Raw genomic sequence first — 14,613 nt, 5'->3', positions numbered from 1 at the left:
CCTGGATGACGGTGGCCAGGGCGAAGGGGCGGGCCTCGCGGCACCAGCGGGACAGCGTGTCCGCGATGTTCAGCATGGGGGGCTCTCCTGGAGGGCGTGGGGAAACCCGCCGCCGCGCCGACATGGGGATAGAGGGGCGCGGCGGCGGGCCGATCGGTGCGGCGGTCTCAGGGCCCCGGCCGGACAGCGCAGGGATCCCTTTGCCGCCCTGGTTCAGAGCAGGGCTTCGGGCTTGATCGGCAGTTCGCGGATCCGGCGGCCGGTGGCGTTGAAGACCGCGTTGGCGATGGCGGGCGCCACTCCGACGAGCACGATCTCTCCGAGCCCCTTCACGCCGATCGGGTCGGCTTCGAAGTCCTCCCCCTCGATGTAGATCGCCTTCAGTTCGGGGATGTCGGCGTGGGTGGGCACGAGGTAGTCGGCGAGGTTGGCGTTGACGATCCTGCCGTCGCGGTGGTCGGTGACCGTCTGCTCAAGGAGCGCCTGGCCGATACCGCCGGTCATGGCGCCGAGGGCCTGGCTGTCGGCGAGTCTCGGGCTGATGATGCGCCCCGCGTCGTACACGCCGACCATGCGCCGCACCCGTACCAGGCCGAGGCGGGCGTCGACGGCGACCTCGGCGAAGGTCGCGGCGTAGGCGTAGAAGGAGAACCTCGCCGATTCCGGCGCCCCGGCGTACGAGCCCATCGCTTCGAGGTGGGTGCGGTTGTTGCGGGCCAGGAGCCGCTGGTACGTCTCCCCGCGCGCGGGGTCGACCTTCACGTGCAGTCGGCCTCCTCGTACGACGATGTCGGCGGGGTCGACGCCGTGCAGCGGTGACTCCTCGTCCCCGACGGCGAGTTCGATCGCCTGCCGCCGCACCTTGTCGCAGCCGTCCTGGACGGAGGATCCGACGCTGGCCATGGTCTGCGAACCGAAGTGGCCGGCGGCCGGAGGCAGACGGGAGTCGCCGAGCCGGAAGGTCACCCGGCGCATGGGCAGGCCGAGGGCGTCGGCGGCGAGCTGCGTCATGGACGTGGCGGTGCCGGCGCCCATGTCGGCGGTCGCGGCCTGGAGCAGGGCGGTGCCGTCGGCGTCGAGCCGGACGGATGTCCGGGACTCGGACCGCAGGGTGTCGTAGACGCCGGCGGCCATGCCCATACCGATGAGCCAGTCGCCCTCGCGCCTTGAGCGGGGCTTGGGCCTGCGCCGCTGCCAGCCGAACTCGCGAGCGCCCACGCGGTAGCACTCGCGCAGGCGGCGCGTGGAGAACGGCAGGTTGGTGGACTCGTCGTCGGCGGGCTCGTTGCGCAGCCGCAGTTCGATGGGGTCGAGTCCCAGTTCGTGGGCGAGCTCGTCCATCGCCGACTCGACGGGGAAGGCACCGCTGGAGTAGCCGGGGCCGCGCATCCACGTCGGTGTGTTCACGTCCAGCGGTACGTGCCGGTACGCCTGGCGGACGTTGGGGGTGCTGTAGAGCATCCGGCCGGGGACCAGCACGTCTTCTATGTGTGTCTCGTATCTGGAGGTCTCGGCGCGCGCGTCGTGCGCCGACGCCGCCAGGCGCCCCCGGCGGTTGCTGCCCAGGCTCAGTTCGTACTCGTAGGCGGGCCGGTATCCCACGCCGAAGTAGAGCTGCCTGCGGGTGAGGGTGAGTTTGACGGGGCGCTTGACCTCGCGCGCGGCGATGGCGGCGATGACGGAGTGCGGCCAGACGCTGAAGGCGTTGCCGAAGGCCCCGCCGATGTACGGGGAGATGACGTGGATGTCGTCCGGTGGCATGCCGAGCGCGCCGGACATGCCGAACGCGGTGTACTGCGTCGCTTGGCTCTTCTCCCAGAGGGTGAGCTTGTCGCCGTCCCAGCGGGCGACGAGGCCGGCCAGTTCCATGGCGTTGTGGTGGTTGCGGGCAGTGCGGTACGTCATGTCCAGCCGGACGGCGGCCGAGTCCAGGGCTTCGTCGGCGTCGCCGCGCGCATAGGTCTCGGGCTCGCCGGCGGGGTCGGCGGCGGCCAGATCGGTGGCGGGATGCTGGGCGTCGTAGGAGACCTTCACCAGGCTCGCGGCGTGCTGGGCGGTCTCCAGTGTGGCCGCCACCACGACGGCGACGGGCTGTCCGAAGAACCGGATGCGGTCGTCCTGGAAGGGTTGCAGCGGCTTGCCCGGCGGGAATTGCCCTTCGACGGGAGGGAGTTCGGGCGCGTTGAGGTGGCTGATCACCTTCAGTACGCCCTTCTGGGCTTCGGCGGCGCGGGTGTCGATGCCGGTGATGCGGCCGCGGCCGACGCTGCTGTCGACGATGACCGCGTGCACGACCCCGTCGGGGTTGTGGTCGGCGGCGTACTTCGCTTGCCCGGTGACCCTCAGCCGGGCGTCGACTCTGGGGACCGCCGCTCCGACGGCTGCTTGTGGCTGCGGGCTCACTTGCCACCTCCTACGACGCGCAGTTGGCGCTCGACGGTCCGTTTGAGCAACTCGACCTTGAAACGGTTGTGTTGGAGGGGCCGGGCCCCGTCGGCCGCCCGCTCGGCGGCCTTGGTCCACAGGGCGTTCGACGGCCGCTGTCCGATGAGCTCCCGCTCGACGGCGGGCAGTTTCCAGGGGACGGTGCCCACGCCTCCGGCGGCCACCTTGGCTTCGCGGATCACGCCGCGTCGCAGGTGCAGGGCGACGGCCGCGGAGGTGAGCGCGAACTCGTAGGACTGCCGGTCGCGTACCTTCAGGTAGCCGGACTTCAGCGGGCGCGGGTAGGGCGGGATCTCCACCGCGGTGATCAACTCGCCGGGGCGCAGGGCCTGTTCGTGGTGGGGCGTGCTGCCCGGCTTGAGGTGGAAGTCGGCGAAGGGCACGGTCCGCTCCCCGGCCGGGCCGAGCAGGTGGACGGTCGCCTCCAGCGCCGCGAAGGCCACGGCGGCGTCGGAGGGGTGGGTGGCCACGCAGTCGTCGGTGGTGCCCAGGATCGCGTGGCTGCGGTTGTAGCCGTGCAGCGCGGCGCATCCGGAGCCGGGCTGGCGTTTGTTGCAAGGGGCGGTCACGTCACGGAAGTACGTGCACCGGGTGCGCTGCATGATGTTGCCGCCGATGGTGGCCATGTTGCGCAGTTGGGGCGACGCGCTCAGTTCCAGCGCCTGCGAGACGACGGGGTACAGGGCATGGACCGTGGGGTGGGCGGCGGCCTCCCTCATGGTCACCAGGGCGCCGATGCGCAGGCCCCTGCTCTTGGTGGCGGTGACCTCGCGCAGGGGCAGGGCGCTGATGTCGACCAGCGAGCCGGGGTGTTCGACGGTCTCCCGCATCAGGTCGACGAGGGTGGTGCCGCCGGCGATGTAACGCCCGCCGCGCCGACCGGCATCGAGGGCTTCGCGCGTGTCCGCGGCCTTGGTGTACGTGAAGGGATGCATGGGAACCGGCCCTCACTTCCCGCCCGCGGTCTGCTCGACCGCGCGCACGATCTTCACGTAGCAGCCGCAGCGGCACAGGTTGCCGCTCATCCACTCCCGGATCTCCTCCGCCGAGCCGGCGTGGCCCTCCTGGACGCAGGCGACACCGGACATGATCTGACCCGGGGTGCAGTAGCCGCACTGGAAGGCGTCCTGGTCGATGAACGCCTGCTGAAGCGGGTGGAGCCGGTCGCCCTTGGCCAGGCCCTCGATCGTGGTGACCTCGGCGCCGTCCAGCCGCACCGCCAGCGTCAGGCAGGAGTTGACCCGGCGGCCGTCGACCAGGACGGTACAGGCGCCGCAGGCACCGGCGTTGCAGCCCTTCTTCGAACCGGTCAGGTCCAGGTGCTCGCGCAGCAGGTCGAGGAGCGAGGTGCGGTTGTCGATCGTGACGGTGTGCCGGACGCCGTTGACCGTCAGGGAGACGCGGCTGCCGTGCGGCGCCTCGGCGGCGGCCGCTTCCTCGGAGCCGAGCAGGGGCGCCGCGACCAGGCCGCCGGCCACGGCGGCCCCTCCGACCACCGTGGTCGTCGCGATGAACGTACGCCGGGTCGGTGCCGAGCCGGATTCGGCGGGGGGAGACACGGCTGAGTCGGGAAGTTCGGTGGACATGCCCACTCCTCGGTGCGGGGTACGGATGGTCCTGCTGATCGGCGCGAACCTGTCGGGGCGGGGCGTACGGGGCGTACGGGGCGTCTCCTGCCGCACCCTCGCCCCGCCCCGAGCCGGGCGCCGAACCGCGGTCTCGCGTGTGCACCCGCCTCCGCCTCGGCTGTCGCGGCAAGGGCGGTGCGGGGCCCGCTGCTCAGGCGACGTGCAGGTGCCCGTAACGGGCGGCCGGGGAAGAATGGTTGCCGGCCAGCAGGGCGGATTCGGCGGTCAGGAGGGCGTCGAGCGCGGCAGCCTGGTCCTCCAGACCAGGGAAGCAGACGGACTCCCCCATGCGGACGCCGGCGAGACTGGCGTGTGCCACACCCTCGGCCGTCATGGCGGAGGGGTAGCCGTGGCCGAAGCCGCCGTGGAACTCCGTCGCCACCACCCCCGGGCACACCACCTGGGCATGGACGCCGGTGCCGGCGAGTTCGTGTGTGAGCGTCCGCGTGAAGGTGACCGTGGCGGCCTTCGCGGCCGCGTACAGGGTGCGCGGCAACATCGGCATCTCCTGACCGGCGGTGAAGGCCAGCAGCGAGGCGAGGGTGATGACGGTGCCGTCACCGGCGGCCAGCATCCCTGGCAGGGCGGCCCGCACCAGACGCATGGGGCCGGCGGCGTTGAGTGTGAGGAGCCGATCGATCTCGACGGCGTCGACGTCGGTGAGCGGTGCGAAGCCGCCGACTCCGGCGCTGCAGATCAGCAGCCGGACGTCTCCGGCAGCCAGGCGGTGGGTCACCGCGTCGAGGCCGTCGTGCGTACCGAGGTCGGCAGGCAGAACGTCGACGGCGGCACCTGCTTCGCGCAGTTCGGCGGCCAGCTCGTTCAGCCGGTCCACCCGCCGGGCCACCAGGACGAAGTCGCAGTCGGACGCCAGGAGCCGGGCATAGGCAGCGCCAATGCCGGACGAGGCCCCAGTGATCAGAGCAAGAGTTCGGGACATGCGCCCAGCATTAACCAAGCGCCTGTCGAGAATCAAGTGTTTGATAGCAAGGTGGTTGGTACACGTGAAGCAAGGGTTTGATATTCGTGAACTCCCGTATCCTGCTCGCGTGACCACGGATGACGAGAAGACGCCTGGTGGCGATGTCGGAGCGATCTGGGCCCTGCGGAGGGCGGAACTCGCCGTGCAGGCACTCAAGGGGCAGCGGCTGCGCACCCTGGACATGGCGCCCGCGCACTACTCCCTGCTGTTCTGCATCCATGACGAACCCGGCCTCACAGGCGCGGAGGCCGCCCGCCGCCTGAACGTCACCCCCCAGGCCGTGGCATCACTGGTGACGCGACTGGAGGGGCGCGGCCAGCTGGAGCGCCGGCAGCACGCGCTGCACCGCCATGTGCAGGAGCTCCACCTCACCGACGCCGGCCGTGAGGCTTTCGACTCCGCCAGCCGCATCGTCGCGGACATCGAGCGCCGCGTCGTCGAGCGGCTGGGCCCGGACGGCACCGCGCAACTCACCGCCTTGCTCGGGCAGGTGGTCGAGGCGGTCCGGGAGCCGTAGGTCACCGCCGCGGCCAGGTCAGCGGTACCCGGCGATGCCGCCGGCGATCGTCGACGCGTGGCGGGCGGCGAGACGGCCGTGTCGACGTCACGCCGAGCCAGGAGGGACCGGACGCGCTGGGGCGCGGGGAACTGCGCGACACGGGCGTTGTTGCACTAACCCGCGCACCATGACCCCCACCACCCATGCCCACAGAGCACTCGTCGCCTTCGTGGCCTCCGCCGCCCTGTTGGGCGCCGTCGGCGTACCCGCCGTCGCCGCGCCGCCCACCGCTCCCGCCGGGCACTCCGGTTATGGCACCCACTCCGGTTATGGTGACTTCGCCCGCCTCAACCACCAGAAGGCCGTCACCGTACGCGCCCTCAAGGGCCTGTTCGAGCGGGGCGACACCAAGGTCGTCGATCGCTACGTCCGCCCGGACCACATCCAGCACAACCCGCTCACGCCCGACGGCGCCGAGGCGCTGAAGAAGCTCGGTACGGACCTCCACCAGCGGTTCCCGGACGCCGAGTACGACATCAAGCGGGTGATATCCGAGGGTGACCTGGTGCTCGTACTCGTACACTCCAACGTCGCCCTGACCCCGGGCACGCGCGGCACGGCCGTCTTCGTCCGCCAACGGCAACGACATGTTCTCGACGGAGAGTTGGCCGCAGACGGAGACGCCGGGGCCGAGGTGGCGGACCGCGTACAACAAGCGGCTCGTCGCGGCGTACGTCAACCAGCTCATGGTGAAGAAGGATCTGGCCGCCGTCGACAAGTACGTCGGCCCCGAGTATCACCAGCACAACCCGAACACCGCCGACGGGGTGGAGGGTCTCAAGGCCGGACTGGGGGCGTACTTCGGAGCGTTCCCGAAGCTGACGGTCACGCCCAAGCGGATCACCGCGGAGGGTGACCTGGTTGCCGTTCACAGTCACGTCGAGCACTGGGACGTGTTCCAAGACGCGCCGGAGACTTCGGCGGCGAACGACAACACCATGTTCTGAACGGGGTCGATGGCGTCCACCTCTCCGACCATCGGACCAGTGCAGCTAAATGCATGACGCATCAAATACATTCATGATATGTCATGGACGATCGTTGGTCCGCTGGTCGGGCCCTGTACTCGAGGGAGCAATCGTGAAGGACGTTCCGGAGCCGACCACGGGGCCCTGGCAGGTACTGGTCCGCGTCCAGGCGTCTTCAGTGAACCGGCTGGACGAGTTGCCGATCACACTGGGCCGGGACTTCGCCTGGATCGTCGAGGCCGTCGGTGAAGGCATCAGCGAGGTGGAGGTCGGCGACGAGGTCTTCGGGGCCGTACCCATGGCGGAGACCGTTCGCGACGGGGCCTGGGCCGAACACGTCGTGACCGGCGGGCACACACTGCCCCGCAAGCCCGCCCACATCGACACCGCGACCACCGGTGCGGCCGCGCCGACGGCCAGTACGGCGCTCATGACGGTCGACGCGCTGGACCTGGCACCCGGCGACACCGTCCTTGCCGTGGGTGCGACCCGCGGGATCGGCGGCATCGCCGTACCACTCGCCCGGGCGGCCGGTGCAACCGTCCTGGCGCCAGAACGGCCCGAGGACGAGGAGTACCTGCGCGCCCCGGGCGCGAGCGACGTGCTCGCGCCCGGGGGTGGCCTCGTCGCCGCCGTAGGCAGGAAACACCCCGGCGGCGTGGACGCGCTCGTCGACGCCGTGACCGCGTACGGGATCACGCCGTTCGCGGGAGTCGTCAAGGACGGCGGCCGCGTCGCCTCGCCGACCTACGCCGCAGGTCATGGCCCAGACCGCACCAACGTCGTGCGCGGGGCCGTGCCCCAAGATCCTCGGGCGCGTGGCGCGGCATCTCGCCGACGGCACGATCAGGATTCCCGTCGGACGAACGACCTACGCACCGGCGGACGCGGCCACGGCGCTCCAAGCCCTCGCGACCCGCCACACGCGCGGCAAGATCGCCCTGCGCGTCGCCTGAACCCTGTCCATCCCCCCCTCATCACCCGTCTCCCTTCGAGAGCCGGGCATCGGCATCACGGAGCAACCATGACCGCACAATTGCCGGGTGAGCGCACGCTGACCCGCATCACCACCAGGCAGCAGCTGGGCCCCGACGCGCAGGTCGACGACAAGGCACTCGTCTTCGTGCCGACCGACCCGGCCCTGACCGACCCCTTCCTCGCCCTGGTCGAGGACTGGTTCTCCGCCCCCGGCTTCGAGTGGCACCCCCACCGCGGCCTGGAGACCGTCACCACCGTCGTGGACGGCGTCCTGGAACACGGCGACAACCTCGGCCACGCCGGGGCGCTGCAGGCCGGTGAGGTGCAGTGGATGACCGCCGGGCGCGGCATCATCCACCGTGAGCTCGCCTACCGCGACGAGCACGCGCACGTGCTGCAGATGTGGCTCAATCTGCCCGCCGAGCAGAAGCTGACGCCGGCGCGCTATCAGGACCTGACCAAGGCCGCCATGCCGCGCGTTCACGCGCCGGGTGTGACGATCGACGTCCACGCCGGCACCGTCGGCGGCGTCACCGGCGCGGCCGACACCCGTCACCCGGTGCAGGGCGTCGTCGCCACGCTCGACCCCGATGCCTCCTACGACCTGCAAGTCCCCGCCGAACACCGGCTGTTCGCCCACGTCATGAGCGGGCGCCTGCTGATCGGCGGCCGGGAACTGCACGCGGGGCAGACCGGCTGGTCCGACCCCGTCACGAGGAGGAGCGGGGAGGACGGCGGTGCTCCGGCGGCCACCTCGCTGCACCTGGCGACCGTCGACCCCGAACAGCCCGCCCGCGTCATGGTCTACAGCGGCACTCCCCTGCGCGAACCCGTCGCCGTCGGCGGCCCGTTCGTGATGAACACCAAGGTGGAGATCACCAAGGCGTTCACCGACTTCCACGCCGGCGCCTTCGGCCCGGTGCCCCGCCAGGCCCGCCTCGCCTACGACCGATGACCGGACGTCTGCGACACGGGCCGAGAACAACCCAGACCACCAGAAGGACAGAAGAACCAGAAACAAGATCGGGTACTTCCCGCCGCTGCCGGCGCGCTCGGCGCCACGGCCGTGGGAGTGGGCGCCGGCCTAGGGGGGGCCGCCTCCGCCTCCGCGAACGCGACGGCATCCCCGGCACCGGCGGCCGCGCCGGTGACGTTCGCACCCGGCCGGCCCCTCGTCCTCTTCCGCCGGGCAACCGTGATCACCATGGACCCCCGCCACGAGGTGCTGCCCGACACCGACGTCCTGGTCCGCGGCACGGGCCTGCTGGCCGCCGTCGGGCGTGGTGGTCTGTCATGAGCCGAAGGCGGTGGCATAAGGCGGCGGCACACGCCGTCCGGAGACACCCGAGCAGTCCTGCACGACTTGAGGGGCAGGGCTTTGCCGCCGAGGCCGACCGTGCGGGCCTTGCGCTCCCCTCACCGCACACCGATGACCTTGCTTCAGCCGGTCGACGCGGCGATTGCGCCCCCGTCACGCCCACGCACGCCCACGCACGCCCTGGCCCCCGCCCCGGCGTGGAGCAGACGGGTGGTGCGCGCCCTGCTCGCATCGCGCCCGTCCGGAGGCGTCGACCGACCTTCACCGACCGGTACGCACATACCTGATCGAGCGAACTCACCGCACGACACTCTCTCTTGGAGCTGACAGTGATACACAGCGCACTTCAGGCGCTACGGGCAGGGCACGTCTTCGACGGCGCCCGCATCAAGGGACGCCCCGGCATGGTGCTGGTCGAGGACGGCGTGATCCGTGACGTGGACGTCACCGGAGCCCCGCCGCCGCAGCACGCGACGGTCACGGACTTCGGGCCGGACGGGTGGCTGCTTCCCGGGCTGATCGACGCTCACGTACATCTGTGCTGGGACGCCGGCCCGGACGCCGTGGCGCACGTGGCGTCCGGCGACCGCGACACCGTGTTGAAGACCGCGCGCGCCTCCGCGGCGACCGCGCTGCAGACCGGCATCACGACCGTCCGGGATCTGGGCGACCGCGACTACCTCACCCTGGAGCTGCGGGACCTGGTGCCGCCCACCGAGCGGCCGGAGATCGTCGCGGCAGGCCCGCCGATCACCACGCGCGGCGGCCACTGCCACTTCCTCGGCGGTGAGACCGAGGGGGCCGACGCGCTGCGGGCAGCCGTACGGGAACGCGCCGAGCGCGGCTGCGACGTGGTGAAGGTGATGGCCAGCGGCGGCAACCTGACTCCCGGCTCCAGTCCGCTGCAGCAGCAGTACGGCCGGTCCGACCTGCGGCTGGTCGTCGCAGAAGCGCACCGGCTCGGGCTCACCGCGGCCGCACACGTCCACGCCGCCGAGGCGATCGGAGACGTGATAGCCGCAGGCTTCGACACCATCGAGCACTTCACCTTCTTCACCGCCGAGGGCGTCGGCCTGCGCCCGGAGCTGCTGGACGAGGTCGTGCGGCGAGGAATCGTCGTCAGCCTCACGCTGGGCTTCGTTCCGGGGTCGGCGCCGCCTCCTCCGGCCGTGGCCGCCCGTGTCGAGGCCATGGGGGACCTGGGGGCCAAGGTCGTCGCCTCGGGTGCCCGGATTGTCGCCGGCACCGACGCCGGTATCGAGCCCTCCAAGCCCCACGACGTCCTGCCCTATGCGCTGTCTCAGCTCTCCCGACTGGGGATGCCGACCCTTGATGTACTGCGGTCCGCGACCGCCGTGGCCGCCGAAGCGGTGGGCCTCGGCGGACGCAAGGGCGTGCTGCGCCCCGGCGCGGACGCCGACCTCCTCGTGCTCGGCAGCTCTCCGGTCGACGACATCTCCGCGGTCACCGATGTCCGCGCGGTCTACCGGGCAGGCCACCGCGTCCGCTGACGCGGCCGGACCGCGGTCGAGGAGCCGTCTCAGTGAGCCACAGATACAGCGCGACAGTATCCGCCTGAAGCGCGACCGAAGACACTTTCATCACCGTCAGTGGCACCTCTGCCGCTGGACCGTCAAGGTCCAGGGGCAGGCTGTGCACGCATAGAGGGGATGGTGATGCGCCCGGAGGCGCTGCGCGAGGAGACCAGAAGGGCTGCCGCCGAGAAGGCTGCGGCCGGGGCCGGGCCGTTCTTCTCGCCTCCTGGCCGGCGGGGAGAAGAACGGGCGGAAGCGAAGGGCGACCGCCGACCCGGCCTACGACCTCGCGCCCGACGCCGCGTGAGCCCGGCGATGTGATCGGGCGTGGCGATGGCGACCGGCCCGCACCCGCCAAGCGGCCCACGGCGCAGGCGAATCGGCTGACCGCCTCGGTCGAACGCGACGCCGATCAGGTGATCGCGGCGGTGTCCGACGAGGCCGTGCGGCGCGATCCCGGCCGTGAGCGGGAGTGGGTGATGCTGGTCGACGGGGCCCGCCACCAGCTGGATGTGATCCATGATCAGTGCGATGCGCGCGGGCTGGGAATGCGCCTGTTGATCGACTTCGTTCACGTGCTGGAGCACGCGTGGAGCGCGGCCTGGTCCTTCTTCGCCAAGACCGACCCCGCCGCCGAGAGGTGGTTGGCGAGATCGCCCTGGAGATCCTCCAGGGCCGGGCCGAGCAGGTGGCCAACGCGCTCGAAGCGCGGGACGGACGGAGGAGAGCTGGACGGCCAGCGGCGCTTCGGGGTGGACAGGACGGTCGGCTACCTGCGGGCCAAACTCCCCTACCTCGGCTACGACATCGCGCTCGCCGAGGGCCGGCCGATCGCCACAGGCGTGATCGAGGGCGTGCCGGCGCCTGGTGAAGGACCGGATGGACACATCACCGGCGCTAGCTGGGCCTGGCCGGGGCCGAGTCCGTCCTCCATCGTCCTGAGGCGGCGGTCAGGTGGCGGCGGAGTTGTCCCAAGTTCCAGCCGTGGCGTGCCCACAGCATGTGGGCGATTCTCCAGAACGTGGAGTTGTCCAGTTTGCTGAAAGTCCGTTTCACCACGGCGTGTTCGAAGTAGCCGGCCCGTCCTCGCATGATCTGGCCCAGCCGGTCAGGGTTGCTGCGAGGTCCCACTGCGATGTCTTGTGCGTCAGAGCACGGATCTTCGCCTTCGAGGTCCGGACGGAAGTCTCTCCCACCTCATCCGGGGCGGCGGTCATCTCCGCGATCGCTCTGCGAGAGAAAGGAAGGACATCGTGAACGAGGTCATGGCCTCGGCCGCCGATACGGTGCCGGCCCGGGCCTGCGTCGGCTTTGACGTCGGCTATCTGCGGGGGGCGGGGGGGATGGCGCCGAACCCGGACATCACGTCGTGGTCCCATGCCTGCCGGGCCACCTTCCGCCTCCAGGATGTGGGAATGGAGGTCGATGACCGGTGCGACGTGTCGCCTCCTCAGGACTGTGCCGACTGCTGGTACCGGGTTGCGGGTGACGGGCGGGCGCCGCCGTTCATCAAGGTGCTCTCCGCGTCCAGCAGGGCCTTCAGCCCGGCGTCCTGATCCTCCAGGCCGGGGATGCAGACGGTCTCGCCCAGCCGCAGGCTCGCCAGGCTCGCCGAGGCCACGGCCTCCGGGGACATCGCCGAGGGGACGCCATGACCGGAGCCGCCGTTCCATTCCGTGGCCACGATGCCGGGGCAGACCACCTGCGCGCGCACCGCGGTGTCCGCGAGTTCGCCCGCCAGAGTGCGGGTGAAGGCGACGGTGCTTGCCTTGGCGGCCACGTACAGGGTGCGGCGCGGCATGTGCGGGCCGTCCCAGCCGCCGCTGAACGCCAGCAGAGAGGCCACAGTGACGACGGCGCCCTCGTCGGCGGCGAGCATGCCGGGCAGGGCGGCGCGTGCCAGTTGGATCGGGGCGACGGAGTTGAGGGTGAGCAGCCGGTCGACCTCGTCCGGGGCGACATCGGTGAGCGGGGCGTAGCCGCCCACTCCGGCGTTGTTGATCAGCAGCCGGACGTCTCCGGCGGCCAGCCGGCCGGTCACCGCGGCGATTCCGTCGTGCGAGGAGAGATCAGCGACCAGAACCTCCACCCCGGCACCGGCTGCGCGAAGCCGACTGGCCAGGTCGTTGAGCCGGTCCGCACGCCGGGCCACCAGGATGAGGTCATGGTCCGGCGCGAGGAGGCGGGCGTAGGCGGCGCCGATCCCGGAGGAGGCACCGGTGACGAGAGCGAGAGTGCGAGACATACGACCAGCGTAGTTCAAGTTCTTCACAGACAACAACCGTTTGACAGTCATGAAGCGGCGTATCCTTCATATCCTCCTTGAGTGGCAGGCAATAGCGAGGAAGCCCTGACCGCCGACACGCTCGACCGGACTGCTGCGCCGCCGGGGCTGGCGGGATCCTGACGGCCGGCGGACTGAGCCCATTACCTTCGCCGTGGAGCCCGGTTCGGATTCGTGGCCATCGGGGCCGGTATGACTCTTTGACCCTGTCCTTGATGATCCGGGAGGCTGTCGCTGGTCCCGGCGGCATCGGTTGATCGCCGATGGAAGCGTGTCCGCCCACGGGCAGGGCTGCGTAATGTGGCTGCCGATCTCCGGTGCCTCGACAGGCCACCCGTTCGTTGTGCCGGGAGGGGAGAGAAAGCCCAGAGAGAAAGCCCAGTGACCAGCAACGACTTCACGTCGATCGATGTCTTCTGCGCCCTGGACGTCGGACAGATCGCCTTGCCGACTGCCGGCTCCAGGCACTGACCAGGCGCGCCGGCGCAGGGCCCGCTCCGGTTGAGGTCCGGCAAGGCGATCTGTCCGACGTGTTCATGCAGGAGGAGAAGGTCCACTCCCTGGAACGTCGGCGTACTGGACTCCGCCTGCACTGCGCTCGACGGGATCACGGGCTCCGCGCTCATCGGGCTCGGCATCCGACGGGGCGTCGTTCCGCTCTGAGACGCCCAGCGGCCGAGGGGGCTCCCGCGAGTCACATCCTCGCAGGAGCCCTTCGCCCTACCGCCTGCAAGTGAAGGTCGAGGAGACGATCACGAGCACAGAGACGGGCAGGACTCGGCGATCACACAGGAGAGCCTGATCACGCTCAGCCAGAGCAAGCCAGCAAGAGGACACCTCGTCCATGCGCCTCCAATGCATCAGAATCCGAGATGTCTGCTACAGAACGCCACTGAACCACTTTTGACACCCGGAATGCCCGGATATGAGCAAACATGGCCTCTGGCCTGCGGAAACAAAGAGCGGCAGACGAGTCGGGCTATACGCCGGGGACAGATGGACCAGATACTCGACGGCGGTATCTGCCTGGTCCGGATCGCCAAGGACGCCCTCGGCACGGAGACTTCCCATCTCATCGGCTCCGTGGTCGTCGCCCGAATCTGGCAGGCGGCCACCCGCCGCGCGCACATCCCCCAAGGTCAACGGCGCGACGTCGGACTCTATCTCGACGAGGCGCACAGCTTCCTCAACCTGCCGTACGCCCTCGAAGACATCGCCGAGGCCCGCGGCTACCGGCTGTCGGTGCTGATGCCCGCACGCCTTCCATGCCTCCGTCCGCCCGGTGCTGTACGGCGCGGAGGCACCGGCGTTCACCGCGGTCACACAAAGGCTCCCGCCGCCGATTCCCGGACGTGCGCGAAAGATCCGCGCCAGCGGCTTGAACTGCTGAATACCGGTCCCGGCGGCCGAGCACTGATTACGGGGAGTTCGGCCGCGCGTCGCCGGGCCCTTCTTCGGTTTGGGCCTCAGCCTCTGGCTCAGGTGTCGTCCGGGCCGCTCGCCACGTCATCGTCACCGTCATGTGCGCCTCTGCCTGTGACTTGGCGATCACGGCGCCGAGTTCGGCGTTGAAGCGCATGCCGAACTCCAAGGTGACCTCGTCGGGGCGTTGAGGCATGTCCCGCAGGCGCCGCAGGGCAGAGGCGGCGGCGTTCCGGATCCGGTCGACGCCTTCCTCAAAGGAGGCAGCGGCATCGGCCACGACGTTCCCCAGGCGAGAGACCTCGACGACGCCCGGTTCGTCCTCCGCCACTTCCACGACCAGGGAACCGTCGCCGCCCTCCGACGGGAACCGCAGCAACCGCGTCATGTTTCTCCCCCTCCTGATGCCTGTTCCGGTGGACGTACCGGCCTGCGCAGTTGACCTGCGGCCGTCTTCCACTGGCGAGCCAATGCAGCCACCATGGAAGCGCACC

General features: G+C 70.4%; 11 protein-coding genes and 1 pseudogene. 5 read left to right on the top strand and 7 right to left on the bottom strand.

All coding sequences use genetic code 11. The annotated features are described in order from the left end of the window. Positions 1-213: 213 nt before the first annotated feature. From ACP4J3_RS13015 to ACP4J3_RS13000, 4 genes are all read right to left on the bottom strand, one after another. Entirely contained in the window at positions 214-2,403 is a 2,190-nt protein-coding gene (locus ACP4J3_RS13015; protein ID WP_426533625.1) for a xanthine dehydrogenase family protein molybdopterin-binding subunit, read from the bottom strand. Further along, positions 2,400-3,380 carry an FAD binding domain-containing protein gene (locus ACP4J3_RS13010; protein WP_426533623.1) on the bottom strand — a complete coding sequence of 327 codons (981 nt, stop codon included), beginning with the start codon at positions 3,378-3,380 and terminating at the stop codon, positions 2,400-2,402. The genes ACP4J3_RS13015 and ACP4J3_RS13010 overlap by 4 nt, the downstream gene beginning before the upstream one ends. A gap of 12 nt (positions 3,381-3,392) precedes the next feature. Continuing rightward, complete coding sequence (locus ACP4J3_RS13005) at positions 3,393-4,031, bottom strand: (2Fe-2S)-binding protein (protein ID WP_426533621.1); 639 nt, start codon at positions 4,029-4,031, stop codon at positions 3,393-3,395. Between the two features lie 193 nt (positions 4,032-4,224). Then, entirely contained in the window at positions 4,225-5,013 is a 789-nt protein-coding gene (locus ACP4J3_RS13000; RefSeq protein ID WP_426533619.1) for an SDR family NAD(P)-dependent oxidoreductase, read from the bottom strand. A 109-nt stretch (positions 5,014-5,122) separates the two neighbouring features. Here ACP4J3_RS13000 and ACP4J3_RS12995 point away from each other — a divergent pair, with 109 nt between their 5' ends. The 5 genes and pseudogenes from ACP4J3_RS12995 to ACP4J3_RS12975 all read left to right on the top strand — a co-directional run bounded on the left by ACP4J3_RS12995 (position 5,123) and on the right by ACP4J3_RS12975 (position 10,389). Further along, positions 5,123-5,572, top strand: a complete 450-nt coding sequence (locus tag ACP4J3_RS12995) for a MarR family winged helix-turn-helix transcriptional regulator (protein WP_426533617.1) — start codon at positions 5,123-5,125, stop codon at positions 5,570-5,572. A 34-nt stretch (positions 5,573-5,606) separates the two neighbouring features. After that, a pseudogene (locus ACP4J3_RS12990) lies at positions 5,607-6,119 on the top strand (nuclear transport factor 2 family protein); the annotation flags it as partial. Positions 6,120-6,201: 82 nt separating this feature from the next. Further along, on the top strand, positions 6,202-6,561 hold the full coding sequence (locus ACP4J3_RS12985) for a nuclear transport factor 2 family protein (protein WP_426533615.1): 360 nt from the start codon (positions 6,202-6,204) through the stop codon (positions 6,559-6,561). Between the two features lie 133 nt (positions 6,562-6,694). Next, the gene (locus ACP4J3_RS12980) at positions 6,695-8,515 is read left to right on the top strand and encodes a pirin family protein (RefSeq protein WP_426533613.1); all 1,821 of its coding nucleotides are present in this window, start codon (positions 6,695-6,697) and stop codon (positions 8,513-8,515) included. A 692-nt stretch (positions 8,516-9,207) separates the two neighbouring features. Further along, positions 9,208-10,389: an amidohydrolase family protein gene (locus ACP4J3_RS12975; RefSeq protein WP_426533611.1), complete on the top strand. Its 1,182-nt coding sequence runs from the start codon at positions 9,208-9,210 to the stop codon at positions 10,387-10,389. 921 nt (positions 10,390-11,310) lie between these two features. Here the strand turns inward: ACP4J3_RS12975 and ACP4J3_RS12970 are convergent. From ACP4J3_RS12970 to ACP4J3_RS12960, 3 genes are all read right to left on the bottom strand, one after another. Continuing rightward, positions 11,311-11,505 carry a group II intron maturase-specific domain-containing protein gene (locus ACP4J3_RS12970; protein ID WP_426533651.1) on the bottom strand — a complete coding sequence of 65 codons (195 nt, stop codon included), beginning with the start codon at positions 11,503-11,505 and terminating at the stop codon, positions 11,311-11,313. 358 nt (positions 11,506-11,863) lie between these two features. Next, positions 11,864-12,658, bottom strand: coding sequence for an SDR family NAD(P)-dependent oxidoreductase (locus ACP4J3_RS12965; protein ID WP_426533609.1), 795 nt, complete (start codon positions 12,656-12,658; stop codon positions 11,864-11,866). Between the two features lie 1,456 nt (positions 12,659-14,114). Next, on the bottom strand, positions 14,115-14,507 hold the full coding sequence (locus ACP4J3_RS12960; protein WP_426533607.1) for a CU044_2847 family protein: 393 nt from the start codon (positions 14,505-14,507) through the stop codon (positions 14,115-14,117). Between the last annotated feature and the right edge of the window lie 106 nt (positions 14,508-14,613).

The organism is Streptomyces sp. UG1 (genome assembly GCF_049974585.1).
Classification (GTDB): domain Bacteria; phylum Actinomycetota; class Actinomycetes; order Streptomycetales; family Streptomycetaceae; genus Streptomyces.
Note: the sequence above shows the minus strand (reverse complement) of the source record. Positions and strands in the feature narration are given on the sequence as shown.

Coding starts and splice junctions, on each gene's coding strand:
- ACP4J3_RS13010 (WP_426533623.1), bottom strand. CDS start 3,380: ATGCATCCCTTCACGTACACCAAGGCCGCGGACACGCGCGAAGCCCTC.
- ACP4J3_RS12985 (WP_426533615.1), top strand. CDS start 6,202: ATGTTCTCGACGGAGAGTTGGCCGCAGACGGAGACGCCGGGGCCGAGG.
- ACP4J3_RS12970 (WP_426533651.1), bottom strand. CDS start 11,505: ATGCGAGGACGGGCCGGCTACTTCGAACACGCCGTGGTGAAACGGACT.
- ACP4J3_RS12965 (WP_426533609.1), bottom strand. CDS start 12,658: ATGTCTCGCACTCTCGCTCTCGTCACCGGTGCCTCCTCCGGGATCGGC.
- ACP4J3_RS13005 (WP_426533621.1), bottom strand. CDS start 4,031: ATGTCCACCGAACTTCCCGACTCAGCCGTGTCTCCCCCCGCCGAATCC.
- ACP4J3_RS13000 (WP_426533619.1), bottom strand. CDS start 5,013: ATGTCCCGAACTCTTGCTCTGATCACTGGGGCCTCGTCCGGCATTGGC.
- ACP4J3_RS12960 (WP_426533607.1), bottom strand. CDS start 14,507: ATGACGCGGTTGCTGCGGTTCCCGTCGGAGGGCGGCGACGGTTCCCTG.